The following is a 23,037-nucleotide window of genomic DNA, read 5'->3' on the forward strand; positions in this document are numbered from 1 at the left end:
TTCTAATCCCTCTCGGTCGCGATCTGTCAGACGCTAGCTGTGGCTGTGGCAGCGGCGGACTTGCCGTTCTTTTCCAACACGGCTTCCGTGATGGAGTTCGGAATCCGTCGCGGGGTCTCGAACAGGCCGAGCAGCGGCATGATCACAAGGAAGAAGCCGAAGTAGTAGAGCGTGCCGAGCTGCGACATGACGACGAAGATGCCCTCGGCGGGTTGGGCGCCGAGCCAGCCGAGCATGATGCAGTCGGCGACGAACAGCCAGAAGAACAGCTTGTACCATGGGCGGTAGACGGCAGAGCGAACCTTCGAGGTGTCGAGCCAGGGCAGGAAGAACAGGACGATGATCGAACCGAACATCACCAGAACACCGCCGAGCTTCGAGTCGATCGGGCCGACATTGAAGGTGATGGCGCGCAGCATCGCGTAGAACGGCAGATAGTACCATTCCGGGACGATATGAGCAGGCGTCTTCAGCGGATTGGCCGGGATATAGTTGTCCGGGTGGCCGAGGTAGTTCGGCATGTAGAAGATGAACCAGGCATAGACGATCAGGAATACCGATACGCCGAGCGCGTCCTTCAGCGTCGCATAGGGCGTGAAGGCGACGGTATCCGTCTTGGATTTCACCTCGACGCCGGTCGGGTTGGTCTGGCCGGTGACATGCAGGGCCCATACGTGCAGGACGACGACGCCGGCGATCATGAAGGGCAAGAGATAGTGCAGCGAGAAGAAGCGGTTGAGCGTCGGCTGGTCGACGGCGAAGCCGCCGAGCAGGAAGGTCTGAATCCACTCGCCCACCAGCGGAAAGGCCGAGAAGAAGCCGGTGATGACGGTGGCGCCCCAGAAGGACATCTGACCCCAGGGAAGCACATAGCCCATGAATCCGGTCGCCATCATCAGGAGGTAAATCACCACGCCGAGGATCCAGAGGATTTCGCGCGGCGCCTTGTAGGAGCCGTAATAGAGGCCGCGGGCAATATGGAGGTAGACGGCGATAAAGAAGAACGACGCGCCGTTCGCGTGCATGTAGCGCAGCAGCCAGCCGTGGTTCACGTCGCGCATGATCTTTTCGACGGAGTCGAAGGCGACGCCGGTCGACGCGGCGTAATGCATGGCAAGCACCACGCCGGTGAGGATCTGCACCACGAGCATGACCGACAGCATGGCGCCGAAGGTGTAGGCGTAATTCAGGTTCCGGGGAACGGGATAGGAGACAAAGCTATCATGGACCATGCGCGGCAGCGGAAGCCGCGAATCGATCCACTTCTCGATGCCGGTCGATGGCTGGTATGTGGAATGACCGCTCATAGGTATGAATCCCCTCACCCGATCGTAATCACTGTGTCGGACGTAAATGTGAAAGTCGGAATGGCGAGGTTCTGCGGCGCCGGGCCCTTACGGATACGGCCGGCCGTATCGTAATGCGAGCCATGGCAAGGACAGAACCATCCGCCGAAATCGCCGGCCTGGCCGAGCGGCACGCAGCCGAGATGCGTGCAGGAACCGATCATGACGATCCAGTTCTCCTTGCCCTCGCCGGCCGACCGGTCGATGTCTTTCGCTTCGGCATCAGCCGGAAGGTTTGCATTGCGGGCGATCGGGTCCTTGAGGTCGGACAGCGGAACCGCATTCGCCTCTTCCACTTCCTGCTGCGTCCGGTTGCGAATGAAGACCGGCTTGCCCCGCCACTTGACGGTCAGCGACATGCCGGGCTCCAGAGCTCCGACATTCACTTCGATCGAGGCGAGCGCCAGCGTGGAAGCATCCGGCCGCATCTGATCGATAAACGGCCAGGCAACCGAAACCGCACCGACGACGCCGGCCATGCCAGTCGTCAGGTAAAGGAAATCACGGCGAGTGGGCTCGCCCAGTGTTTCGCTATGTGTGTCGTGCTCGCTCACGGCTCAATCTTCCTTCTCACGCAATTCGCGAAATCGCATAGCCCTGGCCGGCGAATCTCATCTGAACACAATTCCAACACAGATTCCCCGGCAATCCGGCGCCTTCTATGCTTGATCGCAAAATATGTCCAGCCTTGGCAAGGGCCTGAAGCCAGTTTATCGCAGGAAAACCTGGGGCTTTCCAATCCGCGTGAAACGTGGCTGCGGAGAGCCTCGCAAGCGGGGCGAAAATCTGGCACCTGGCCCCGCAAAGGCAGGCCGCGACATAAAAAACGCGGAAATGCAGCGTCCAGCGTTAACCGCATCGAGGGATGCCGCATTGCAACAAACCAGGCCTCGTGATAGGTCGGGCGCACGACAAGAGGCGGCCGTTCCGGACAGACCTGAATGAGACAAGCAATATCGGTTGCCATCTGCGTCATCGTGTCGCTTGTGCTTGCCGCGATTGGTACCCGTTACATCCATCCCCATTGGATTCTGGCCACGCTCTACAGCCTGCAGCTGCACGCGGCGGCAATGTGTGTCGTCGCGATGCTTATTGCCCTTGTCGTGAAACGGCACTTCCTCGTCTGGCTGCTTTTTGCTGCAGCACTGCTCTTCACGGGCCATGCCGTGCTGATCAGTCGCGAGTTCGCAGAGCCGATGACCGCGTCCGACGCCGCTACGCCGACCTTCCGGCTAATGTCCTTCAACATCCTCAACGACAATTATGAAAATGCGGAAAATATCACCCGCACGATCCTGTCGTCGGGTGCTGATCTGGTGAATATCATGGAGGCGGCGCCGCTGCGCGTTCATATGAACGAACTGGCGCAAACCTATCCCTACCGGATCGGATGCGGCATCCTCATCCAGGATTGCGACCAGCTTATGCTGTCCAAGGTGCCGATTGAGTCGCCTCAGGTGCGGACGCTCAGCGATATCTTCCCGGAACGTTTCATCCTGGCGAAGGTAACCGTCGCGGGCCGGACGATCAATTTTGTCGGCATCCATACGACCAAGCCCTATTTCGACAATTTCCACTCGCTCGAACTGAACCGGGCCGCCCTGGCAATTGCCGAAACGACCGGTCCCCTGCTTCTTTCGGGTGATTTCAATGCATCGAGCCTGGCGCCGAACATGCGCCGTTTTCTGCGCATCACGAAACTCAAGACCGGGGGATGGGAACCGCCCACCTGGCCGATCAGAGCCGGCAGGCTCGGCGTGCCGATCGACCACGTCTATGTTCGGGCGCCGTTGAAGATAAAGTCGGTGACACAGATTCCCGATGCACATGGCTCGAACCATTACGGGCTCATAGCCGAAATCGCCATCACCGGCGCCGACAGCGGGGATTAGACCTATTGCGCCGCGTCGGCGGCAAGGAAACCGCCGGACTGCCTCGCCCAGAGCTCCGCATAGAGCCCGCCTCGCGCAATCAGTTCGTCATGGCTGCCTTCCTCGATGATCCGGCCTTCGTCCATGACGATGAGTCGGTCGAGGGCGGCGATGGTGGAGAGCCTGTGGGCGATCGCCATGACGGTCTTGCCCTGCATCAACCGTTCGAGATTGGACTGGATTGCCGCTTCCACTTCGGAATCGAGCGCCGAGGTCGCCTCGTCCAGCACCAGGATGGGCGCATCCTTGAGCATGACGCGGGCGATTGCGATGCGCTGACGCTGGCCGCCCGACAACTTGACACCGCGCTCGCCCACATGTGCATCGAAACCCTTCCGGCCACGCTGATCTTCAAGCGCAGCGATGAATTTATCGGCTTCTGCTTTGCTTGCGGCCTCGAGCAATTGCGCTTCCGCCGCATCCGGTCGACCGAACAGGATATTGTCGCGGATTGAGCGATGCAGCAGCGATGTGTCCTGCGTCACCATGCCGATCCGGGTGCGCAGGGATTCCTGTGTGACCTTTGAAATATCCTGACCGTCGATCAGGATGCGCCCGCCTTCAAGGTCGTAGAAGCGCAACAGCAGGTTGACGAGTGTCGACTTGCCAGCCCCAGAGCGCCCGATGATGCCGATTTTCTCGCCCGGCCGGATGGTGAGGGAGAGATTGTCGATCACGCCCCCCTTCCTGCCGTAGTGGAAGCTGACGTTTTCGAAGCGGATCTCCGGCCGCTTGACGACAAGTTCGGCCGCGTTCGGCGCATCCACAAGCCCGATCGGCTGCGAAATAAGCTCGGCGGCGTTTTGCACCGTTCCGAAATTGCGCATGATGCCGTTGAACTGCGTCATGAGTCTTCCGAGCAGGAAGTTGAGACGCAGCACTAGCGCCAAAGTGAAGGCCACGGCGCCCGCGCTGATTTTGCCCGAAAGCCAAAGGTGAATGCAGAGCGCGGCCATGCTGGTAATCATCACGCCGGACAGAAGCGCCATCGAGGCCCGCACTCCGGTGATGAAGCGCGTGAACATGATCAGCGTGCGCTGATAGATATCGAAGCCCTCTCGCATATAGCGGTCATTGGCTTCGTCGCGACCGAAGAGACGCAGCGTCTGGATATTGCTGTAGGCGTCGACCATGCGCCCATTCAGCATCGAGGCCGCTTCGGCCGTTTCACGGGAATGATAACGGATGCGCGGAACGAAATAACGGGCGAGCAGCGAAAAGATGAACACCCAGAGGCAAACGACCACGGCCAGCCGCCAGTCCAGGCCGCCGACGAGCAACAGCATGGAAACCGAATAGATGCAGACGAACCAGACACTTTCCATCAGCGACGTCACCAGATCGCCGACGGCCTGACCGCCGGACCAGACCTTGGTGACGATCCGCCCGGAAAAATCGTTCTGGAAGAATGTCAGCGATTGCCGTGCGACATGCAGATAAGACTGCCAACGCACGAGGTTGTAAAACCCGGGCGTTATGATCTGCTGATCCGTCAACGCCGTCAGAAGTGTGACCAGGAAGCGGACGACGCCGATCAGCACAAGCATGCCGAACAGCTCGGCTCCGTGCTGTGCAAGCAATCCATGCCATCCGTCGCCGGGCTTCACTGTCGCGAGAATATCGACGAGACGGCCCACGAACCAGAACAACGCAGCCTCGATCGCAGCCGTGAGCCCACCCAGGACGAGCATGACCAGGAATGGAGCCTTGGCCTGCGAGATGTAGAACCAGATGAAGGCGAATACGTCTTCAGGCGGCTTGAGATCGTCCCGCCTGTCAAATGGTTTGATCCAGTTCTCGAACGTGCGGAACAGCCAGCTTGTCATAGCTCGGATATAGGCGGATTCCCCCAAACCGGCAAAGCAAAAGGGGAGGATGGCGGCTTACATTTTTTAACGTCGGCTGCCCCTTTGAGATGAACAATCGAAACGGCGGCGGATTACTCCGCCGCCTCTTCTTCCGGCACCTCATGGCCGATGAACCCACCCGACTGGCGATTCCAGAGGTCGGCATAGATGCCGCCGGACGCGACCAGCTCCTGATGCGTGCCGGTCTCGATGATCCGGCCCCGATCAAGCACGATAAGCCGGTCCATCTCGGTGAGCGTCGACAGCCGGTGGGCGATCGCGATCACCGTCTTGCCCTGCATCAGGGCGAAGAGGTTTTCCTGGATCGCCGCTTCCACTTCGCTGTCGAGCGCCGAAGTCGCCTCGTCGAGCACCAGGATCGGCGCGTCCTTCAGGAAGACGCGGGCAATCGCGATGCGCTGCCGCTGGCCGCCAGAGAGCTTCACACCGCGTTCGCCGACATGCGCGTCGAGACCCTTGCGTCCCTGCATGTCCACGAGCCCTTCGATGAAGTCCCAGGCGTTCGCCCGCTTTGCCGCCTCGATCACCTCCGCATCGCTCGCCTCCGGCTTGCCATAGGCAATGTTGTCGCGGATCGACCGGTGCAACAGCGACGTGTCCTGCGTGACCACCCCGATCAGCGCGCGCAGGCTGTCCTGCGTCACTGTCGAAATATCCCGGCCGTCGATGGTGATGCGGCCGCCCTCCAGATCGTAAAAACGCAGGAGAAGGTTCATCAGTGTCGTCTTTCCAGCGCCGGAGCGCCCGACAAGGCCGACCTTCTGACCAGCGGGGATGTCGAGACTGAGGTCGTCGATAACGCCCTTCGTCTTGCCGTAGTGGAAGCGGATGTTCTCGTAGCGGATATGCCCCTTCTTCGCGGCGAGGCCCGCAGCATCCGGCCGATCCACCACATCATGCGGCTTGGTCATCATCGCCATGCCGTCATAGACCGTGCCGATATTCTCGAACAAGGCCGAGACTTCCCACATGATCCACTGCGACATGCCGTTGATGCGCATCGTGAGGCCGATGGCGATCGCGATGGCGCCGGTCGAAATCGCACTCGCCAACCAGAACCAGATGGACATGCCCGCGACAACAAAGAGCGCCACGCAGTTGATGAGGTAGACCAGCACCTGGAAATTGGTGACCTTGCGCATCTGCCGGTGCACCGTCTCCAGAAAGCTGTTCATCGCATCCTTAGCGTAGCCCTCCTCGCGACCGGCATGGGAAAACAGCTTGACCGTGGCGATATTGGTGTAGCTGTCGACCACGCGGCCGGTCATGAGCGAGCGGGCATCCGCCTGCTCGGCCGAAATCGTCCTCAGCCGCGGCACGTAATAGGCCACGATCGCGGCATAGAGGATCATCCAGACGACCAGCGGGATGACGAGCCGCCAGTCGGCATTGGCAACGACCACGATCATTGAGATGAAGTAGACCGCGACGTACACAAAGACGTCGAGCACCTTCATCACCGTCTCGCGAATAGCGAGCGACGTCTGCATCACCTTGGTGGAGACGCGGCCTGCAAACTCGTTGGCGAAGAACGTCATCGAATGCCGCAGCAGGAAGCGATGCATCTGCCAGCGGGCGATCATCGGAAAATTGCCCATCAGAATCTGGTGCATGATGAGCGCGTTGAGACCCGCCACGACCGGCAGACCGATCAGCACGACGAGCCCCATCATCAGCAGCCGCGGCCATTCGGTCGCGAGGAAGGTCTCGCGATCGGCAGTTGACAGCCAGTCGACGATATCGCCGAGGAACTGGAAGAGCGCCACTTCCCCGACGGCAATCAACGTCGTGAGGATCGACATCAGGACCAGCCACGGCCAGACCGGCTTTGTGTAATGCCAGAGAAAGGCGACAAGGCCGGAGGGCGGCAGCGCGGGCGTTTCGTCCGGATAGGGATTGATACGCCGTTCGAACCACGAGAACATGGAAATAGCTCCGTAAATCGGATGACCGGCCTGCCCTGCGCGCACAATGCGAACCTTGGGCCGGACGGCGAAAATTCAAGACAGCATGGCCGCGTGTCGGCCACGTAATGGATCAGAAAGGGAAGAGTTTGCGTGAAACCGCGAAACGCCTAAGCCAGATGCGAAATGTTCTGGCAGCGGAGGCGCGAGAGCACGGTCATATCCATGTAGGCCTCCTGGGATTGGCGTTAAGATGCGCGGTCTTTCTAACCGTTTGCGAGCGAATTGAAAAGGCCAAATCGACGCGAAAACATGCTTGAGGCTTTCCTGTTGCCCGATCGTCACAGCCATGGCGCGTATCGAAAAAGCTTGAGGCAGCCCTCGTCTTTCCCGTAAAGACCGGCCATGAACGACACTTCCAACGCTATACCTCCCAGGCTTCGGATCGCCCTCTACCAGCCCGACATCCCCGGCAATACGGGTACGATCCTCAGGCTTGCCGCCTGCTTGGGCCTCAGCGTCGATATCATCGAGCCAGCCGGCTTCGATATTTCCGACCGCAACCTGAAGCGCTCCGGCATGGACTATCTGGCAAGCGTCGCCCTCACCCGCCACGTCAACTGGCAGCGCTTCGATGAATGGCGCCGCGAAGACGGCCGCCGTCTTGTGCTTGCTTCCACGAAAGCCGCCCTGCCCTATACGCGCTTCGAATTCCGCCCGGACGACATCCTGCTCTTCGGCCGCGAAAGCGCCGGCGTGCCGGACCACGTACACGAAACGGCCGATGCCCGGATCCTGATCCCGATGATGGCAGGACAGCGCTCCATCAACGTCGCCATGTCCGCGGCAATGATTGCCGGTGAGGCGCTCAAGCAAACGTGCTGGAACTAAAACGGCCGATTTCCGGTAAGAAACTGTCGCGAGCGGCCCTGTGCACGGGCGTGCAAGCGACTTATATTCATTAGCCGGCAATTGAAAATCGCCACCCGTTCGCCTTTGAATGAGGAGCATTCGCGTGGAGTCCACCATCGTCATCATCAATCTCCTGGGTGCAGTCGCCTTGCTGCTCTTCGGTCTTGCACAGGTGAAGGATGGCGTGACGCGGGCTTTCGGCGCCCGGCTGAGGAGCAGTCTCGCCACCGGCACCCGCAGCGGTTTGCGCTCCTTCGTCTCGGGTCTTGCGGCCACGATTGCCCTGCAAAGTTCCACTGCCACCGCACTCACCGTCGCTTCTTTCGCCGAGCGCGACCTGATCCGCCCGCGCATGGCGCAAATCGTGCTGCTCGGTGCCAATGTCGGAACCGCAATTACCGCCTGGCTGGTCGCGACCGGCATCGAATGGCTTTCGCCGCTGATCATCCTCATCGGCCTCGTTCTCCGTCGCGGCAACTCCGGCACGCGGCAGGGCGCCGGTACGGCGCTCATCGGTGTCGGCCTCATGCTGCTGTCGCTGCACCTGCTTGGGCTTGCGACCGAGCCCATGCGCCAGTCGCCGGCGCTTGCCGCCTTCATCGGCCTCCTCGACAATGCCTGGCCCGTCGCACTCATCGTCTCCGCAGCTCTTGCCTTCGTCTCCTCGTCCAGCCTCGCAACGATCGTGTTGATCCTGTCGCTCGCCTCGACGGGAATCCTCTCGACCGGTCTCGTCATCGTACTGGTTCTCGGCGCCAATCTCGGCGGCGCCGTCCCGCCGGTCATTGCCACGCTTTCCGGTCCCGCAGCAGCAAGGCGCATCACGCTCGGGAACCTGATCGTTCGGGCCATAGGCTGTGCGATCGCTCTGCCGCTTGCCGGCTTTGGCGCCGACATCCTGCAATCCTTGCCGCTTTCGCCGCAAAAACTGCCGGTCGACGCCCACCTCGCCTTCAATATCCTGCTGGCGCTGATTGCCTGGCCTTTCTCAGGCCTGCTGTCGGACATGACCACACGTCTCGTCCCGGCCGATCCGGAAGTCGAAAACGGCCCGCGCTTCCTCGATCCGCAGGCACTCGAAAATCCCGTCATGGCGCTCGCCAATGCCACGCGCGAAGTGCTCGGCGTCGGCGACGTGATCGAACGCATGCTGATCCGGGCGGAAAACGCCTTCAAGCACAACGACCTTGCCCCGCTTGCCGAGATTGCCGTCCTGGAGAAGCGTGTCGATCGCCTCCAGCAGGAGGTGAAGATCTACCTCTCGAAGCTCGGTCGCCAGGGCCTCGACGATGAGAGTGCGCGCCGGTCCATCGCCATTATCGACTATGCCATCAATCTCGAACATATCGGCGACATCATCGAGAAGGGAGTGTGCGAGCAGGTGAGCAAAAAGGTCACGAGTGGCCTGAAATTTTCCGACGACGGGTACCAGGAGCTGGAGAGCCTGTTCAACCTGACGATCGACAACCTGCGCACCGCCCAGACCATCATCGTGACGGGCGACTTCAATCTCGCCCGCCAGCTCATGGAGATCAAGGTGGACGTCCGCCGGCTGGAGAAGCGTTCCTCCGAGCGGCATCTGGAGCGTCTGCGGGACGGGAAGATGGAAAGTCTCCAGACCAGTTCCTTGCATCTCGACATGCTGCGCGACCTGAAGCGCATCAACGCCCATATCGTCTCGGTCGCCCACCCGATCCTCGATGACAGCGGCGTGCTGATCGAAAGCCGGCTGCGCTACGCCGAGCCACACAATTGAGGTTTTAGAAGTCATGAGCGGCCTCCTTCGGCTCTCAGTGGGATCCGCGGCGTAAGCCTCGCCGCCAAGGAAGCGAAAGCAGCAACCAGCATCGCGACGCCCGCCAAAGCATAGGTGGCTGCAAAGCCGTTCAAGCCGATGGCCGGCTGGGAAAGGATCGGCGACAGGAATTGGCCGCTGAAAATGCTTGCGACGAGCAGGCCCGATATCCGGCCTCTCAGGTGCGGCGGCGCGATCATCATCGCGGCGCCGGCAAAATTCGGCATGATCGTGCCCATGCCTATCCCCGAGACCGCCATCGCGAACAGGATGCCGTTATAACCTTCCGCAAAGGACAGCAGGGCGAAGGCGGACCCCATCGATCCGAAAGCGAGCGCGAAAACGCCCATCACGCCGAAAGCCTGCCGGAACCGGGCAAAGACCAGCGAAGCGACGATGCCGACCAGTTGCCCGAGGCCGATCGCCATGCCGGCAAGACTGGGAGCTTCGAGCCCCATCGATTTCAGATAGAAGGGAAGCTGTGTCGGGATCATGTAAAAGCAGATCATGTTGAAGATCGCCCCGGCAAGCAGGGTCGCAAGCAGCATGACCCGACGCGGTCCGAGCCCATCCCGCGGCATCGCCGCCTGTCCCGCGACCGTGCGCACTGGTTCGCGGATGAAGAGGAGTGCTGCCGGCAGGAGCAGGAAGGCCAGCGCATAGATCAGGAATGGCGCCCGCCAGTGAAGCTCGGCGAGAAAACCGCCTCCGGTGAGGAAGATCGTGCCGCCGATGCCGACGAAGGCCTGCTGCAGGCCCATGTAACGGTCTCGGGCGGGGCCTGCGAAGTAATCACCGACCAGTGCCGTGCCCGTCGTCATGATCCCTCCGACCGCGATGCCGAGGATTGCCCGGCCGATCAGCAGGCCTGTCAGGCTGTCGGCGACAAGCCCGGAGCAGCCGGCAAGCGCAAAGAACACAAGGGCAGCGACCAACATCGGCTTGCGGCCGTGACGGTCGATAACAAGACCTGCGATCGGCGAGAAGACGGCGATGAACAGTGCCGGCAGGGTCAGCACCAGCCGGCTCAGCAGTTCGACATTCGGTACATCGGAAAAGCGTGCGGCAATGTCGGGCAGAGAGGCGGAAATCGTCGCACCCGACATGATCGTCAGCGTACTGACCGAAAGCAGGGTCGCGTTACGGCCGAATTCCGAAACGGGCCGCATAACCGAAGACGTATTCGTTGGCGCGCGCATCAGGCGACCTCCTCCAGAACCACTGTTTCCCGCCCCGCCTTGAGCGTCACCGCCCACCAGGAAAGCTGCTTTGCCAGGCGCTCAAGCTGACGGATCGTCCGCTCGGGATCGCGGACGTCGCCGGTTTCGTCAAAACGCTCGACGGCATGCGGGAAACTGAGGGTCTCGCGGATGGTAGCGGCACCGAGCTCTGCAAAGACCTGCCGCAACTGCTCGATCGCTCGCAGCCCGCCGGAAATGCCGCCGTAAGAGACGAAGGCGACCGGCTTTCCCCACCACGGCCGATAGAAGCTGTCGATCAGCTCCTTCAGCGCGGCTGTATAACCGTGGTTGTATTCCGGCGTCACGATGAGGAAGGCATCGGCACGGGCAAGATCGCGCGCGATCCGGCTTTCGGCTTCCGCCCTCACGATACGCGATTCCGCGATGAGATCGGCTGGATCGACAAGGACGATATCGGCGGCAACCATGTCCGGCAGACGGACGAGAATCCAGTCGACGACCGTATCGCAGAAACGGCCTTCGCGGGCGCTGCCATAGATCAGTGCCAGGGTGAATTTTGTCTTCATCAGACAATGCTCCCGGGTTTCGGTTCGAGGGAGCATCTGCTATAAAACCTCAAGTAATATTGAGGTCAATAGCGGTGATGAAGAAAAACCCGGACGGACGCATTCCCCTTGAGCTGACGGTCGGCGAAGTCGCCGAACGCAGTGGCGTGGCAGTCTCGACCTTGCATTTCTACGAGACCAAGGGGCTAATCAAAAGCTGGCGCAACCGCGGCAACCAGCGGCGTTATCCCCGCGTGGTGCTGCGCCGGGTCGCCGTCATCAAGGTGGCGCAGAGAACGGGTATTCCGCTTGCCGATATTGCCGCGGCCTTGTCCGTCCTGCCACACGACCGGCCGCTGACCGCGAAGGACTGGCAGCGCCTTTCGGAAACCTGGAAGCAGCAGCTCGACGCCCGGATCGCCAGCCTCACCGCGCTGCGCGACCAACTGACCGGCTGCATCGGCTGCGGCTGCCTGTCGATGCAGGACTGTCCGCTCAGGAATCCCCATGATGAACTCGGCGAGAAAGGGGCAGGTCCGGTCCTGCTCGATCCGTAAATGGAGCTCGAGAACCTTTTGTCGCAGCCTGAAATTGCGGTTGGCACTGCAGCATGTTTGTGAGAAGCTCTACTTCGAATGCATATCACGAACGAACGGCAACCGGGCGAGGCCACCATGTTCCCTACCGCATTCACCCACAACCTGACGCAGTTTGCGCGAACTTTAAGCTTTCCCGAGCGTCTGCAGAAGACGCCGCTTCGTAATCTGTCGCTGGAGACGCTGCGGCAGCGAAACACGACGCTCGACTCCCTCTTCTATGACGTCAAGACCGTGACGCCGGAGGAAGCTTTCTACATCAGCGACTCGCTTGCGGCCGAGGGGGCGATCCTGATCGTCCCGCCGTCGAGCGGCGCGCCCTTGAAACTCTATGACACGCTCGACGAATTCATCCTCGACGGCGGGCTGGAAATCGACATCCTTGCCGTCGCGGGCGTCGGCAGTTCCGCCCTCGGTTCGGCTGCCTTTGCCCGCAATATTGCAGATGCCGCGGGCCGGTCTGCAGCCGTCGTTGTGTCAGGCTACGGTTTAGCCGACGTGGCGACGGAAGCGCTCGGCGGCCATTTCCTGTTTGGCTACTTGAACAACATCCGCCATTCCTTTGAAATACTGGACGAATTCTCAGGAAGGCCTAAATTCGGGGCCGCGCCGTATCTCAGCGGTGAGCGACTGACCGGCAGTAGTCTCGACACGCAAACGGTCAGAGCCATGCTGGGCGATCCCCGTCTCTCCTTCCGCCTGCTGACCGGCCATTCGAAGGGCAACCTGGTGCTTTCCGAAGCGCTGTACGATCTTCAGAAAACCGATCGGCCGGCGGCGGAAAAGCTCGCGCGTCAGGCAAAGATCGTCACCTTCAGCGCCCGGATCGCCATGCCGCCACTGTTTTCCGACGTTATCGACGTGATGGGCGAATGGGACTGGTTCGGCGAGATCAATTCCCGTGCTTTCATCACCAACGACGAAGTGATCCCGCAGGCCTGGCATCACACCAATACGGATCTGCCGAACCATCTGCCGGTCACGGCTGTCCTTCGAGAGATTTTGGCTCGAATGGCGGCGGCGGACAGGAAGAAAACCGTCGAACCCGCTCAGCCGGAACAAGCGGTGTCGATCGAAGAACGGGCCGGCGCGGTCCAGCTGTCCGCTGCCGAAGAAACGCCGGAAGAGCCCCCGCCGGCAACTCCGGCCATGAATTCAACAGCGCGGCGTCCGGTTTCAACGCCGCACCGGACATCACGGCAGAGCCGGCGGACCCGTTCCAAGCCGAGCTGAGAAACTGGTTTAGTCGGATCTGTCAGGGAAATATCACGAGCAACCGGCACGCGCCGGAGACCGATTGCCAGATGGTGATATCAATCCGCGCTCGGCAGACGCCGCATGGTGAATTCAATGCGGTCGCCATCGACCTGGCGCCAGCTTTCCACCTCGGTCCAATAGGCAGCTTTCGGAAATGCGTCGAACCACTCCCGTGCCTTCTGGCGCGCTTCCTCCCGCGAAAGCAGGAAGGTTTCCCGCACGAACATGCCCGAACGCTCGCCGGCCTTCTCCTTCCGGTGTCGTTCGATCCTGCGTTTCAGCCCGTCGAGCGGCGGGGGTGTGAATTTCGCCATAAAAGCCTCTGATCCGCACCTATCCAGAGAGTTAGGATAGTGTTTAAGAACATGCTTTGCGAGTCTGATTTTCCATCCGCGATAAGCAATGGAATGGTTTGCGAAAGCCATAACTGCTAATGCCTGACGAAGGAAAAGCGCGAATCGCCAAGGGGATGGCGAAAGGAATCGACAACATGGAACGGCCGGTACTTCCCAAGGGGTTGCCCGAAGACATCGAGGAGAAGAAGGCGACAGCCAAAGCTTGGTTCGAGAGCCTGCGCGACACGATCTGCGCATCCTTTGAAACGCTGGAGGATGAACTCGCCGGCCCCCTTTCGGACCTGGAGCCCGGCCGCTTCACGAAAAAGGACTGGCTGCGCGAAGGCGGCGCCGGTGGCGGCGGCCGGATGTCGATGATGGAAGGCCGCGTCTTCGAAAAGGTCGGCGTCCATACATCCACCGTCCATGGCGAATTCTCGCCCGACTTCCGCACCCAGATCCCCGGCGCGGAAGAGGACCCGAGTTTCTGGGCTTCCGGCATCTCGCTGATCGCCCATCCGGTCAATCCCAATGTTCCTGCCGTGCATATGAATACCCGGATGGTGGTGACGTCCAGCCAGTGGTTCGGCGGCGGCGCGGACCTGACGCCGGTGCTCGACCGTCGCCGCACCCAGACGGACCCGGACAGCACTCTCTTCCATCGGGTGATGGAAATCGCCTGCAGCCGCCATGCGGATGTCGCCGATTACGGCCGCTACAAGGCATGGTGCGACGACTATTTCTTCCTGAAGCATCGCAACGAACCGCGCGGCATCGGCGGCATCTTCTTCGACTGGCTTCATTCGGAAGAGGAAAAAGGCGGTTGGAACGCGGATTTCGCTTTCGTGCAGGATGTCGGCCGGGCCTTCAACCTCGTCTACCCAAGGATCGTGCGTTCCAATTTCAACCAACCCTGGATCGAAGAGGACCGCGACGAGCAGCTCATCCGTCGCGGCCGCTATGTGGAATTCAACCTGCTTTATGACCGCGGCACAATCTTCGGATTGAAGACCGGCGGCAACGTGGAGTCCATCCTCTCTTCGCTGCCTCCGGTTGTAAGGTGGCCTTAGACGCCCCTGGTCGGGAAATCACGGGGGATCAACTTTCGGATATTCAAGCCGCCCCAACATCTCACAATTGATAAATGCGATATCCGAATTGGTTCGCAGGTGTTACCTTCTTTCCGGTTGCACGGAGGAGGATCGCCATGACCACGCCGAACAGCATGCCAAGTCCAGATGTGTCCACCGCCAGGGATATGTCCCGCCCCCTCGATACCCCTCAGATGATCGATCGGCTCGCCACCGAAATGCGAGTGAAAAGCGGCGGTGAACTGCCCCAATCCTTCTGTATCGAGCAGGTGAAACGCCAGCTTTCGGGCAAGGCCCCCAAAGCTTCGGCCGCCAATGACCAGCCGGTACAGATGAAGCCAGCGGAACAGCCCTCCGTCTTTCACGCCTGGGCGCTCTCCGAATAGAAGGAGGGAACGGTCGGTCCCTTTGGGGAGTTATGGAGACAGAGGCGGGAGGAAAAGAGGAGTTCCTGCCGTCTCCAGGTCCAACGACAGCAGGAGGAAATAAGATGCGACTGTTCGAATGCGGCACGCTTGTGCCCGGTTGCCAGTGGCATACCCGCGCCGATGAGGATGCCGAAGTGGTCCGCCGCGCCGTAGAGCATATGCGCACGGCTCACAGCGAGGAAATCATTCGCGAAAACATGGTCGAGAATATCAAGGCACGCATCCGTGATGAAGGCGGTGCTGCGGCAGCCTGACGGACAGCGAAGCTGACTTAAGGCGAATTGCGGATCATCTCGTCGAGCCGGGCGGCAAGCGCCGCCCGGTCGGGCGTGAAGTTGCGCTCGACCCAGAAATCTTCGAGGTTCTTCAGGAATTCCCCGACCCGTTTGCCCGGCGGCACCCCAGCCGAGACGATATCGGAACCACTCAAGGGAAAGGCAGGCTTTGCGTATTTCTCCGCCCGTTTCAGGAGGGTCGAAAGCAGCGCCGATCGGCGCATTGCCGCCGGGTCGCCGCTCTTCGCCCCTGACCGCTCGATCGAAAGACCCAGCTTCAGTCGCATGATCACGCCTTCCGCGCCGTGGCGGTAAAGCAGCCGGTCGAACGCAACATCGGCTATCTCGTCCGGCGGCATGGGCGTGCTTGCCCAGTTCGTCAAGCGCGCCGCCTCCGCATTCGACATCCTAAGCCGCTTTGCCATGGCCTCCAGCCGCTCGGCATCGGGCGGCACGATCGCCGCAAGCCTGAGCATCGGGTCAGGCGCCCAGCCGAGTGCCTGCTCGACCGATACGAGGCCATGAATATTGTCGATGCCCCATTTCTCCGTCTCTGGAAGGATTTCGGTGAGCACGCCGACCTGCCGCATCCACAGAAGCGCCCGGGAAGGATCGGCGGCCGAAAGCAGTTTCTTCGTCTCCGACCAGATGCGTTCGGCCGACAGCGTCGAGAGCTTGTCCTTGGCACGCGCGCAGGCACGCAAGCCATCCGCATCCGGCCGGCCGGAACCGTAATGGGCGAAAAATCGGAAGAAGCGCAGAATGCGAAGGTAATCCTCCGCAATCCGCTGCCCCCCATCACCGATGAACCTTATCGTCCGCGTCTCGATGTCCGGCAGGCCACCGACGAGGTCAATCACCGTACCGTCCGCGCTCGCGTAAAGTGCATTGATCGTCAGGTCCCGGCGCTCGGCGTCCTCCTGCCAGTCGGTGCCGAAGGCGACCTTGGCACGCCGGCCATCGGTCTCCACGTCCCGGCGCAGCGTCGTCACCTCGAAGGCGTGGTGGTCGACCACCAGCGTCACCGTGCCGTGCTCGATGCCGGTCGGCACCGTTTTGATACCTGCTTTTTTTGCGCGCTCTACAACGTCTTCCGGCAGAAGCGTGGTCGCGATGTCGATATCGGCGACCGGCAGGCCCATCAACGCGTTGCGCACCGCGCCGCCAGCAACGCGGGCCTCGCCATCGGCGTTAAGCATCGCAAGAACGCGCTGCAGAGCCCGATCCTGGAACCAGGCCTCACCCGCGACGGAGGTCATGCCCAGAGTCATGCATACAGCCTTTCATATAGCGTGCGCAGAATGCCGGCGGTAATACCCCAGATGTTCCGCTCCTCATAGGGCATGAGATAGAAATGCCGTTCCGTACCGTTCCATTCGCGGCTGCCGCGCTGATGGTTCGCCTCGTTCATCAGGAAGGAAAGCGGCACTTCGAAGACGTCGTCCACCTCGGCCGGATTGGGCTTCAGCTCGAAGCCGCGCCGCACCACCGAAAGCACCGGCGTGATACGAAAGCCCGTCGCCGCATAATAGGTAGGCAGCCTCGACAGCGGCTCGACGAAGGACCGATCAAGCCCGATCTCCTCCTCCGCCTCACGCAAAGCTGCCTGTTCCGGAGAAATGTCCTCCGGATCGATGGCTCCGCCGGGAAAGGCAATCTGGCCGGAATGTTTCCTGAGGTTCGATGTCCGCTGCGTGAGGATCACGTGAGCCTCATCGCCATCGTCGACGACCGGCACCAGCACGGCCGCATCCTTCAGCTTCAGCTCTGCCGCAAGATCGACCAGCGTCGGATTGAGCAGATGATCGCCATGGTCGCGCCAGGCATGGTCGATCGGACCGCCATTCTGGTTCAGCGCCCGGCGACGGAACTCACCGGCGGAATAAAGAGGGTATTCCTTCATCGTGATAACGCGTCCAGTTCAGCCTCGGGCATGACGGGAAAAACCTCCCCTCCCGAGCGGACGGAAAACATCGGCACGCCGTCTACCACAATCGTCTCGCCAAGTTCCACGAGATCGTACATCACCGGCCGCGAGACGAGTGCCTCCAGCCGGCCGCGCACCAGGAGGTACGGTTTGAGCTCGCGGTTCTCGCCGGCGATCGCAAAGCGCAGCCGATGCTCCGCGCCAGCCTCCACCACGTCACCGACATTTGTTCGGAACGTGAGGATCCGGTCTCCCTCACGCTGCGTGGCCTGCATCTCGACAGCCAGGAAGGGCGCGTCCGCGACCCTGATGCCGACTTTTTCCACAGGTGTTACGAGGTAGGTTTTGCCATCCTCATCCCTGCGTAGAACGGTCGAAAAGAGCCTGACGAGCGGGGGCCGCCCGATCGGTGTTCCCATGTAGAACCACGTGCCGTCCGCGCGGATTTCCATGTCTATATCGCCGCAAAAGGGTGGATTCCATTTCTCCACCGGCGGCAGGCCGCGCTTTTCCGCACCGGCATGCTCGGAAGCACGCGAAATCAAGGCTGCGAGCCCCGCAGCACCGGATGCCGAATTTATCGTCTGCGCCGCCATCTTTCAGTCCCGGTTCAACCGTAATCATTCAAGGAAGCAATCGTCCCTCACGAGATAGTCATTCGAAACGTGCTTGTCAGCCATATTTCGGGGAATAAGTTTGATTGGATGAGGTGCGTGCTGCGGCGCAGCGATTCGCCCCCGGGAGATGAAACCCGGTCTTGAGAGGCCTGCCAGTCCTGATTTGATGGAGAGCGATATGGGCATGATGAATTCCACCGAAACCGTTCTCGATGAGAAAGCCGTCATCGCCGCTGCCGAAAATGCCCTCTCCGATATCGCCGCTATCCGTGCCGAAGTCGCAAAAGTGATTTTCGGCCAGGAAAAAGTGGTCGAAAACACGCTGCTCGCCGTGCTCTCCGGCGGCCATGCGCTGCTCGTCGGCGTGCCCGGCCTCGCCAAGACCAAGCTTGTCGCGACGCTCGGCGCGGTCCTCGGCCTCGGCTCCAACCGTATCCAGTTCACGCCGGACCTGATGCCTTCCGACATTCTTGGCTCGGAAGTCATGGATACCGACGATACCGGCCGCCGCTCCTTCCGCTTCGTCAAGGGCCCGGTCTTCGCCCAACTCCTGATGGCCGACGAGATCAACCGCGCCTCGCCGCGCACGCAGTCGGCGCTGCTGCAGTCCATGCAGGAATATCACATCACGGTCGCCGGCCAGCGCTACGACCTGCCGGCCCCCTTCCACGTGCTCGCGACCCAGAACCCGCTGGAGCAGGAAGGCACCTATCCACTGCCGGAAGCCCAGCTTGACCGCTTCCTGCTGCAGGTCGACGTTCTCTACCCGGAACTCGCCGCCGAGCGGCAGATTCTGCTTGAAACCACCGGCCTTTCGGAAGCCAAGCCGCGCGGCATTATCGATGCGGCCCGCCTTCAGGAAATCCAGATGCTCGTCCGCCAGATGCCCGTAAGCGACAAGGTGGTCGACGCCATCCTCTCGCTGGTACGCTCCGCTCGCCCCGGCCACGGCAATGCGACGACGGACAAGAACGTAGCCTGGGGTCCTGGCCCGCGTGCCGGCCAGTCGCTGATGCTGACGGCCCGCGCCCGCGCGCTTTATGAAGGCCGCCTGGCCCCCTCGCTCGACGACATCTACGCGCTTGCTGAACCGGTGCTCGAACACCGCATGGCGCTGACCTTTGCGGCGCGTGCCGAAGGAATGTCGGTGCGCGACGTCATCGCCGGCCTGGTAAAGCAGGCCCGTGGGTAACGTCCGGCGGCTCAGAAAGGACAATGCGTGGCATCCATCGGCCAGATCGTAGAGCAGACACCGAGTAGCGAAGTTCTCTCCCGCGCCCAGGCGCGTGCCGCACTGGTCCCGGACTGCATGGTGGAGGCAAAGCGTATAGCCAACACGGTGATCGCCGGCTGGCATGGCCGCCGCAAGCGCGGCATGGGCGAGAATTTCTGGCAGTTCCGGCCCTATGCCGAGGGCGAGAGCCTGTCGCGCATCGACTGGCGCCGCTCTGCTCGCGACGACCATACCTATGTCCGGGATCGCGAATGGGAGGCTGCCCATACCGTGTGGCTCTGGGCCGACATGTCGCCGTCGATGATGTATAAATCGACGTTCGCGCACGTCTCCAAGGAAAGCCGCGCATTGGTGCTGATGCTGGCGCTTGCCGAAATCCTCGCCCGCTCCGGCGAGCGTATCGGGTGTCCTGGCATCATGGAACCTGTTTCTGCACGAAATGCCGCCGAGCGGCTGGCCGCCGCCATCATGCACGCACCGCTGACAACCGGACTGCCGGAAACAAGCATGATCCGGGGCCAGAGCGATATCGTCCTGATCGGCGATTTCCTCGATGACGCCGACAAGGTCATGGAACGCATCGCGCCGCTTGGCCGCCGCGGCCTGCGCGGCCATGTCGTCGAGATCGCCGATCCGGCCGAGGAAACCTTCCCTTATGCCGGCCGCACGGAATTCACCGATCCGGAGACCGGTGAGAAACTCGTCTCCGGCCGCGCAGAGATGATCCGAGAGGATTATCAGCGCGCCTATCTCGCCCGTCGCGAGGCTCTGGGTGAAGCACTGCGCCGCCTCGGCTGGAGCTTCGTCTTCCACCGGACCGACCATCTCGCATCCGAGGCGCTGGCTGCCGTGCATGGCTATCTCTCCGGCATGCCGGCCCAGAAGCCAGGCGGGCTGCAATCGGGCGGAGGCATGCCATGATGAGCGCACTCGCCTTTGCAAACCCGGCCATTCTCTTCGGCCTGATCGCGCTGCCGATTATCTGGTGGCTGCTGCGGCTGACCCCGCCCCGCCCGAAGACGGAGGTCTTTCCGCCGCTGAGGATCCTGGCGAGCGTGCTGAAACGCGAGGAGACGCCCTCAAAGAGCCCCTGGTGGCTGACGCTTCTCAGGATGCTGCTCGCGGCCGCGGTCATCCTGGCGATCGCCGACCCGGTCATGAATCCGCGTGCCAACTCGTTGAATGCCGGCGGGCCGCTGGTGCTCGTCATCGACAACGGCTGGGCGACCGCTGCCGATTGGGAGCGCCGCGTCGAGACCGCCGACCTCCTGATCGACGATGCGGAAAGCGCCGATGTACCCGTTTCGATCGCCTTTACCGCCGATGCGAGCCACGAACCTGTGCCCGGCACCGCTGCGGCAGCCCGTGACAAGCTTGCCGCCGCAAGCCCCAAACCGCTGGTGCCGGATCGCGCCCGCGCCGCTGAAGCCGTCAGCGAGGCCATGAACGGCACCCGCCCCGGTACGCTTGTCATCCTTTCCGACGGCATGGCAGCCGCAGGGGACAACGAGGCCCTGTCGGCACTTGCCGCCCTCTCTCCCACCGATATGCGCCTGATCGAGGGCGACGGCCACAGCGCCGTCGCGCTGACCGATGCAGTCAACAATGCGGGCGCCATGTCTGTCACCGCGACACGCCTTTCGACCGCGGCGCAACAGTTGTTGACCGTCAATGCGCTCGACACGCAGGGCCGCGCGCTTGCCTCCGGCGTGCTCGAATTTGCCGCCGGTGCGGCGACCGCCACCGCCGAGATCGCCTCCCCCTTTGAATTGCGCAACGATTTCGCGCGGCTGAACATCGAGGGCCTTGCCACGGCCGGCTCGGCACACCTGCTCGATGACGGTTTCAAGCGCCGGCGGATTGCGCTGCTGGCTGGCGAAAGCGGCAGCGATTTCCAGCCGCTTCTTCAGCCGCTCTATTACATCAGCCGCGCGCTGCAGCCTTATGCGGACATCATTCAGCCGAACACCGCCGACCTGTCCGTCTCCATTCCGCAAATCCTCGAGGGCAATCCCTCTGCCATCATCATGGCCGATATCGGCCGCTTGCCGGCCGAAACCTATTCGCCACTGCAGCAATGGATTTCCCGTGGCGGCACGCTGATCCGTTTCGCCGGCCCGCGCCTCGCCGCCGCTCCCGCCGACGATCCGTTGGTACCGGTCATCCTTCGCCAGGGCGAACGAGCGCTTGGCGGAGCCATGTCGTGGTCCGAACCCCAGTCGCTTGCAGACTTCCCGAGCTTCGGCCCCTTTGCCGGCATGCCGCGTGCCGCCGATATTACCGTGACCCGCCAGGTTCTGGCCGAACCGACCCCGGACCTTGCCGAACGCACCTGGGCAAGCCTCGCGGACGGCACGCCGCTGATTACGGAGAAGGAGGTTGAGGCCGGCCGCATTGTGCTCTTCCACACGAGCGCCGAGGCAACCTGGTCGAACCTGCCGCTCTCCGGTAATTTCGTTGAGATGCTGCGCCGCCTCGTCCAGCTTGCCCGTGCCGGAGGTGCGGCGTCTTCAGGAACCGGCACCGATGGCGCGACCGTGACGCTGCCGCCTTACCGGCTGCTGACCGCCGACGGCATCCTGACGACGGAAACCGGCACGGCACGGCCGATCCCGATCGCAGCCGGTGAGACACCGGTCGCAAGCTTCGATCATCCACCGGGTCTCTACGGCACGGAGGACGGATTCACCGCCGTCAACCTGCTTGCGCCGAAAACCGTGATTGCCCCCTTCGATGCGGCTGCCGCCGGCAGGCCGGTCGTCCGCGAGGGTCTGGCCGGCGGAGAAGCCGTGTCGCTTCGGCCAGCACTCTTTGCCGCCGCCTTCGCGCTGCTTGTACTGGATAGTCTCGTCGTGCTCTTCATGAACGGTGTCTTCTCCCGCGTTCCGCGCGGCCCACGACCGAGCCGCGGGGCTGCCGCCGCTGCGATCGCTGCCCTCGCCTTCGGCCTTTTCGCCTTTGCGCCCGGCCAGACCCTGGCGCAGGAAATGCCGCCCGGTTCGGGCGCCAAGCCTGGCGACGAACAGATCCTCGAACGGCTCGACACCACCCATCTCGCCTACGTCGTCACCGGCGAGGCGGATGTCGACCGTCTCTCCGAACAGGGCATGGAGGGCTTGAGCCAGTTCCTCACCTACCGCACGACGCTGGAGCCCGGCGCACCGGTCGGCCTCGACATCTCCAAGGACGACCTTTCCTTCTATCCGATCATCTACTGGCCGATTTCCGCCAATGCGCCGATGCCGTCTCAAGCCACGATCTCCCGCATCGACGCCTATATGCGCAACGGCGGCACAGTGCTTTTCGATACACGTGACCAGTATTCGGCGCTCGATGGCGGAGGCACGACACCCAACGGCGAGCGACTTCAGGCAATCCTTGCCAATATCGATATCCCGCCGCTGGAGCCGACGCCGAATGACCACGTGCTGACGCGTTCCTTCTACCTGCTCACCAATTTCCCCGGCCGCTATACCGGCAGCCCGCTCTGGGTCGAGGCGCGGCAGGAGGCCAGGAACACCGGCGCGCAGCTTTCCTCCAGCGGTGATGGCGTGACGCCCCTCCTCATCACCGGCAATGATTTCGCCGGTGCCTGGGCGATCGACACACAAGGGGCACCCGTCATGCCGACCGTACCGCCGGACGAGATGCAGCGCGAGTACGCTTACCGCGCCGGCGTCAACATCATGATGTATATGCTGACCGGCAACTACAAAGCCGACCAGGTGCACGTGCCGGCGCTCCTCGAACGGCTCGGCCAATAAGGAGAGGTGA

Annotated in this window: 21 protein-coding genes; 11 read left to right on the forward strand and 10 right to left on the reverse strand. The window is 61.9% G+C overall.

Features of this window, described 5'->3' with window-relative positions:
* Window positions 1-26 precede the first annotated feature (26 nt).
* Together JL39_RS07875 and petA are read right to left on the reverse strand one after the other, a co-directional pair.
* The gene (locus JL39_RS07875) at window positions 27-1,307 is read right to left on the reverse strand and encodes a cytochrome b N-terminal domain-containing protein (protein ID WP_037148034.1); all 1,281 of its coding nucleotides are present in this window, start codon (window positions 1,305-1,307) and stop codon (window positions 27-29) included.
* 14 nt (window positions 1,308-1,321) lie between these two features.
* Window positions 1,322-1,900 (reverse strand): ubiquinol-cytochrome c reductase iron-sulfur subunit, encoded by a 579-nt coding sequence (gene petA / locus JL39_RS07880; RefSeq protein WP_037148036.1) that lies wholly within the window; start codon window positions 1,898-1,900, stop codon window positions 1,322-1,324.
* A 387-nt stretch (window positions 1,901-2,287) separates the two neighbouring features.
* Between petA and JL39_RS07885 the strand changes: the two genes are divergently transcribed.
* A complete protein-coding gene (locus JL39_RS07885) occupies window positions 2,288-3,238 on the forward strand; it encodes an endonuclease/exonuclease/phosphatase family protein (RefSeq protein ID WP_037148038.1) in 951 nt (316 codons plus the stop codon).
* A 2-nt stretch (window positions 3,239-3,240) separates the two neighbouring features.
* Here JL39_RS07885 and JL39_RS07890 read toward each other — a convergent pair whose 3' ends face one another.
* Window positions 3,241-5,103, reverse strand: a complete 1,863-nt coding sequence (locus tag JL39_RS07890; RefSeq protein WP_037148040.1) for an ABC transporter ATP-binding protein — start codon at window positions 5,101-5,103, stop codon at window positions 3,241-3,243.
* Between the two features lie 113 nt (window positions 5,104-5,216).
* Window positions 5,217-7,070: an ABC transporter ATP-binding protein gene (locus JL39_RS07895; RefSeq protein WP_037148042.1), complete on the reverse strand. Its 1,854-nt coding sequence runs from the start codon at window positions 7,068-7,070 to the stop codon at window positions 5,217-5,219.
* A gap of 384 nt (window positions 7,071-7,454) precedes the next feature.
* On the opposite strand from JL39_RS07895, the gene JL39_RS07900 reads away from it, so the two are divergent.
* The gene (locus JL39_RS07900; protein WP_037148045.1) at window positions 7,455-7,940 is read left to right on the forward strand and encodes a tRNA (cytidine(34)-2'-O)-methyltransferase; all 486 of its coding nucleotides are present in this window, start codon (window positions 7,455-7,457) and stop codon (window positions 7,938-7,940) included.
* Between the two features lie 124 nt (window positions 7,941-8,064).
* The gene (locus JL39_RS07905) at window positions 8,065-9,717 is read left to right on the forward strand and encodes a Na/Pi cotransporter family protein (protein WP_037148657.1); all 1,653 of its coding nucleotides are present in this window, start codon (window positions 8,065-8,067) and stop codon (window positions 9,715-9,717) included.
* Between the two features lie 11 nt (window positions 9,718-9,728).
* Here the strand turns inward: JL39_RS07905 and JL39_RS07910 are convergent, their stop codons facing one another.
* Window positions 9,729-10,955 (reverse strand): MFS transporter, encoded by a 1,227-nt coding sequence (locus JL39_RS07910; RefSeq protein WP_244446844.1) that lies wholly within the window; start codon window positions 10,953-10,955, stop codon window positions 9,729-9,731.
* On the reverse strand, window positions 10,955-11,524 hold the full coding sequence (locus JL39_RS07915; protein WP_037148047.1) for an NAD(P)H-dependent oxidoreductase: 570 nt from the start codon (window positions 11,522-11,524) through the stop codon (window positions 10,955-10,957). Before JL39_RS07915 ends, JL39_RS07910 begins: the two co-directional genes overlap by 1 nt.
* 77 nt (window positions 11,525-11,601) lie before the next feature.
* Here JL39_RS07915 and soxR point away from each other — a divergent pair, with 77 nt between their 5' ends.
* Window positions 11,602-12,060: a redox-sensitive transcriptional activator SoxR gene (gene soxR / locus JL39_RS07920; protein ID WP_037148049.1), complete on the forward strand. Its 459-nt coding sequence runs from the start codon at window positions 11,602-11,604 to the stop codon at window positions 12,058-12,060.
* Between the two features lie 117 nt (window positions 12,061-12,177).
* Window positions 12,178-13,332 (forward strand): hypothetical protein, encoded by a 1,155-nt coding sequence (locus tag JL39_RS07925; protein ID WP_244446845.1) that lies wholly within the window; start codon window positions 12,178-12,180, stop codon window positions 13,330-13,332.
* 80 nt (window positions 13,333-13,412) lie between these two features.
* Here JL39_RS07925 and JL39_RS07930 read toward each other — a convergent pair whose 3' ends face one another.
* Window positions 13,413-13,670, reverse strand: coding sequence for a hypothetical protein (locus JL39_RS07930; RefSeq protein ID WP_037148052.1), 258 nt, complete (start codon window positions 13,668-13,670; stop codon window positions 13,413-13,415).
* Window positions 13,671-13,846: 176 nt separating this feature from the next.
* On the opposite strand from JL39_RS07930, the gene hemF reads away from it, so the two are divergent.
* The 3 genes from hemF (at window position 13,847) to JL39_RS07945 (ending at window position 15,464) form a co-directional block, all read left to right on the forward strand.
* Complete coding sequence (gene hemF / locus JL39_RS07935) at window positions 13,847-14,761, forward strand: oxygen-dependent coproporphyrinogen oxidase (protein ID WP_037148667.1); 915 nt, start codon at window positions 13,847-13,849, stop codon at window positions 14,759-14,761.
* A 137-nt stretch (window positions 14,762-14,898) separates the two neighbouring features.
* Window positions 14,899-15,168, forward strand: a complete 270-nt coding sequence (locus tag JL39_RS07940) for a hypothetical protein (RefSeq protein WP_037148054.1) — start codon at window positions 14,899-14,901, stop codon at window positions 15,166-15,168.
* A 104-nt stretch (window positions 15,169-15,272) separates the two neighbouring features.
* Window positions 15,273-15,464: a DUF1059 domain-containing protein gene (locus JL39_RS07945; RefSeq protein ID WP_037148056.1), complete on the forward strand. Its 192-nt coding sequence runs from the start codon at window positions 15,273-15,275 to the stop codon at window positions 15,462-15,464.
* 17 nt (window positions 15,465-15,481) lie between these two features.
* Here JL39_RS07945 and JL39_RS07950 read toward each other — a convergent pair whose 3' ends face one another.
* From JL39_RS07950 to JL39_RS07960, 3 genes are read right to left on the reverse strand one after another with little or no spacing between them, the layout of a single operon-like run.
* The gene (locus JL39_RS07950; RefSeq protein ID WP_037148671.1) at window positions 15,482-16,744 is read right to left on the reverse strand and encodes a CCA tRNA nucleotidyltransferase; all 1,263 of its coding nucleotides are present in this window, start codon (window positions 16,742-16,744) and stop codon (window positions 15,482-15,484) included.
* Between the two features lie 8 nt (window positions 16,745-16,752).
* Window positions 16,753-17,388: a CoA pyrophosphatase gene (locus JL39_RS07955; protein ID WP_037148058.1), complete on the reverse strand. Its 636-nt coding sequence runs from the start codon at window positions 17,386-17,388 to the stop codon at window positions 16,753-16,755.
* Window positions 17,385-18,008 carry a DUF1285 domain-containing protein gene (locus JL39_RS07960; protein WP_037148061.1) on the reverse strand — a complete coding sequence of 208 codons (624 nt, stop codon included), beginning with the start codon at window positions 18,006-18,008 and terminating at the stop codon, window positions 17,385-17,387. Before JL39_RS07960 ends, JL39_RS07955 begins: the two co-directional genes overlap by 4 nt.
* Before the next feature lie 199 nt (window positions 18,009-18,207).
* On the opposite strand from JL39_RS07960, the gene JL39_RS07965 reads away from it, so the two are divergent.
* From JL39_RS07965 to JL39_RS07975, 3 genes are read left to right on the forward strand one after another with little or no spacing between them, the layout of a single operon-like run.
* Window positions 18,208-19,221, forward strand: coding sequence for a MoxR family ATPase (locus tag JL39_RS07965; RefSeq protein ID WP_037148063.1), 1,014 nt, complete (start codon window positions 18,208-18,210; stop codon window positions 19,219-19,221).
* A gap of 27 nt (window positions 19,222-19,248) precedes the next feature.
* Window positions 19,249-20,184 (forward strand): DUF58 domain-containing protein, encoded by a 936-nt coding sequence (locus JL39_RS07970; protein WP_037148065.1) that lies wholly within the window; start codon window positions 19,249-19,251, stop codon window positions 20,182-20,184.
* Window positions 20,184-23,027, forward strand: coding sequence for a DUF4159 domain-containing protein (locus JL39_RS07975; protein ID WP_037148674.1), 2,844 nt, complete (start codon window positions 20,184-20,186; stop codon window positions 23,025-23,027). The genes JL39_RS07970 and JL39_RS07975 overlap by 1 nt, the downstream gene beginning before the upstream one ends.
* Window positions 23,028-23,037 lie beyond the last annotated feature (10 nt).

It is taken from the genome of Rhizobium sp. YS-1r, from assembly GCF_000757525.1.
In the GTDB taxonomy this organism is placed as follows: domain Bacteria; phylum Pseudomonadota; class Alphaproteobacteria; order Rhizobiales; family Rhizobiaceae; genus Neorhizobium; species Neorhizobium petrolearium.

Coding starts and splice junctions, on each gene's coding strand:
- JL39_RS07875 (WP_037148034.1), bottom strand. CDS start 1,307: ATGAGCGGTCATTCCACATACCAGCCATCGACCGGCATCGAGAAGTGG.
- JL39_RS07885 (WP_037148038.1), top strand. CDS start 2,288: ATGAGACAAGCAATATCGGTTGCCATCTGCGTCATCGTGTCGCTTGTG.
- JL39_RS07890 (WP_037148040.1), bottom strand. CDS start 5,103: ATGACAAGCTGGCTGTTCCGCACGTTCGAGAACTGGATCAAACCATTT.
- JL39_RS07895 (WP_037148042.1), bottom strand. CDS start 7,070: ATGTTCTCGTGGTTCGAACGGCGTATCAATCCCTATCCGGACGAAACG.
- JL39_RS07900 (WP_037148045.1), top strand. CDS start 7,455: ATGAACGACACTTCCAACGCTATACCTCCCAGGCTTCGGATCGCCCTC.
- JL39_RS07910 (WP_244446844.1), bottom strand. CDS start 10,955: ATGCGCGCGCCAACGAATACGTCTTCGGTTATGCGGCCCGTTTCGGAA.
- JL39_RS07915 (WP_037148047.1), bottom strand. CDS start 11,524: ATGAAGACAAAATTCACCCTGGCACTGATCTATGGCAGCGCCCGCGAA.
- soxR (WP_037148049.1), top strand. CDS start 11,602: ATGAAGAAAAACCCGGACGGACGCATTCCCCTTGAGCTGACGGTCGGC.
- JL39_RS07925 (WP_244446845.1), top strand. CDS start 12,178: ATGTTCCCTACCGCATTCACCCACAACCTGACGCAGTTTGCGCGAACT.
- JL39_RS07930 (WP_037148052.1), bottom strand. CDS start 13,670: ATGGCGAAATTCACACCCCCGCCGCTCGACGGGCTGAAACGCAGGATC.
- hemF (WP_037148667.1), top strand. CDS start 13,847: ATGGAACGGCCGGTACTTCCCAAGGGGTTGCCCGAAGACATCGAGGAG.
- JL39_RS07940 (WP_037148054.1), top strand. CDS start 14,899: ATGACCACGCCGAACAGCATGCCAAGTCCAGATGTGTCCACCGCCAGG.
- JL39_RS07945 (WP_037148056.1), top strand. CDS start 15,273: ATGCGACTGTTCGAATGCGGCACGCTTGTGCCCGGTTGCCAGTGGCAT.
- JL39_RS07950 (WP_037148671.1), bottom strand. CDS start 16,744: ATGACCTCCGTCGCGGGTGAGGCCTGGTTCCAGGATCGGGCTCTGCAG.
- JL39_RS07955 (WP_037148058.1), bottom strand. CDS start 17,388: ATGAAGGAATACCCTCTTTATTCCGCCGGTGAGTTCCGTCGCCGGGCG.
- JL39_RS07960 (WP_037148061.1), bottom strand. CDS start 18,008: ATGGCGGCGCAGACGATAAATTCGGCATCCGGTGCTGCGGGGCTCGCA.
- JL39_RS07965 (WP_037148063.1), top strand. CDS start 18,208: ATGGGCATGATGAATTCCACCGAAACCGTTCTCGATGAGAAAGCCGTC.
- JL39_RS07975 (WP_037148674.1), top strand. CDS start 20,184: ATGAGCGCACTCGCCTTTGCAAACCCGGCCATTCTCTTCGGCCTGATC.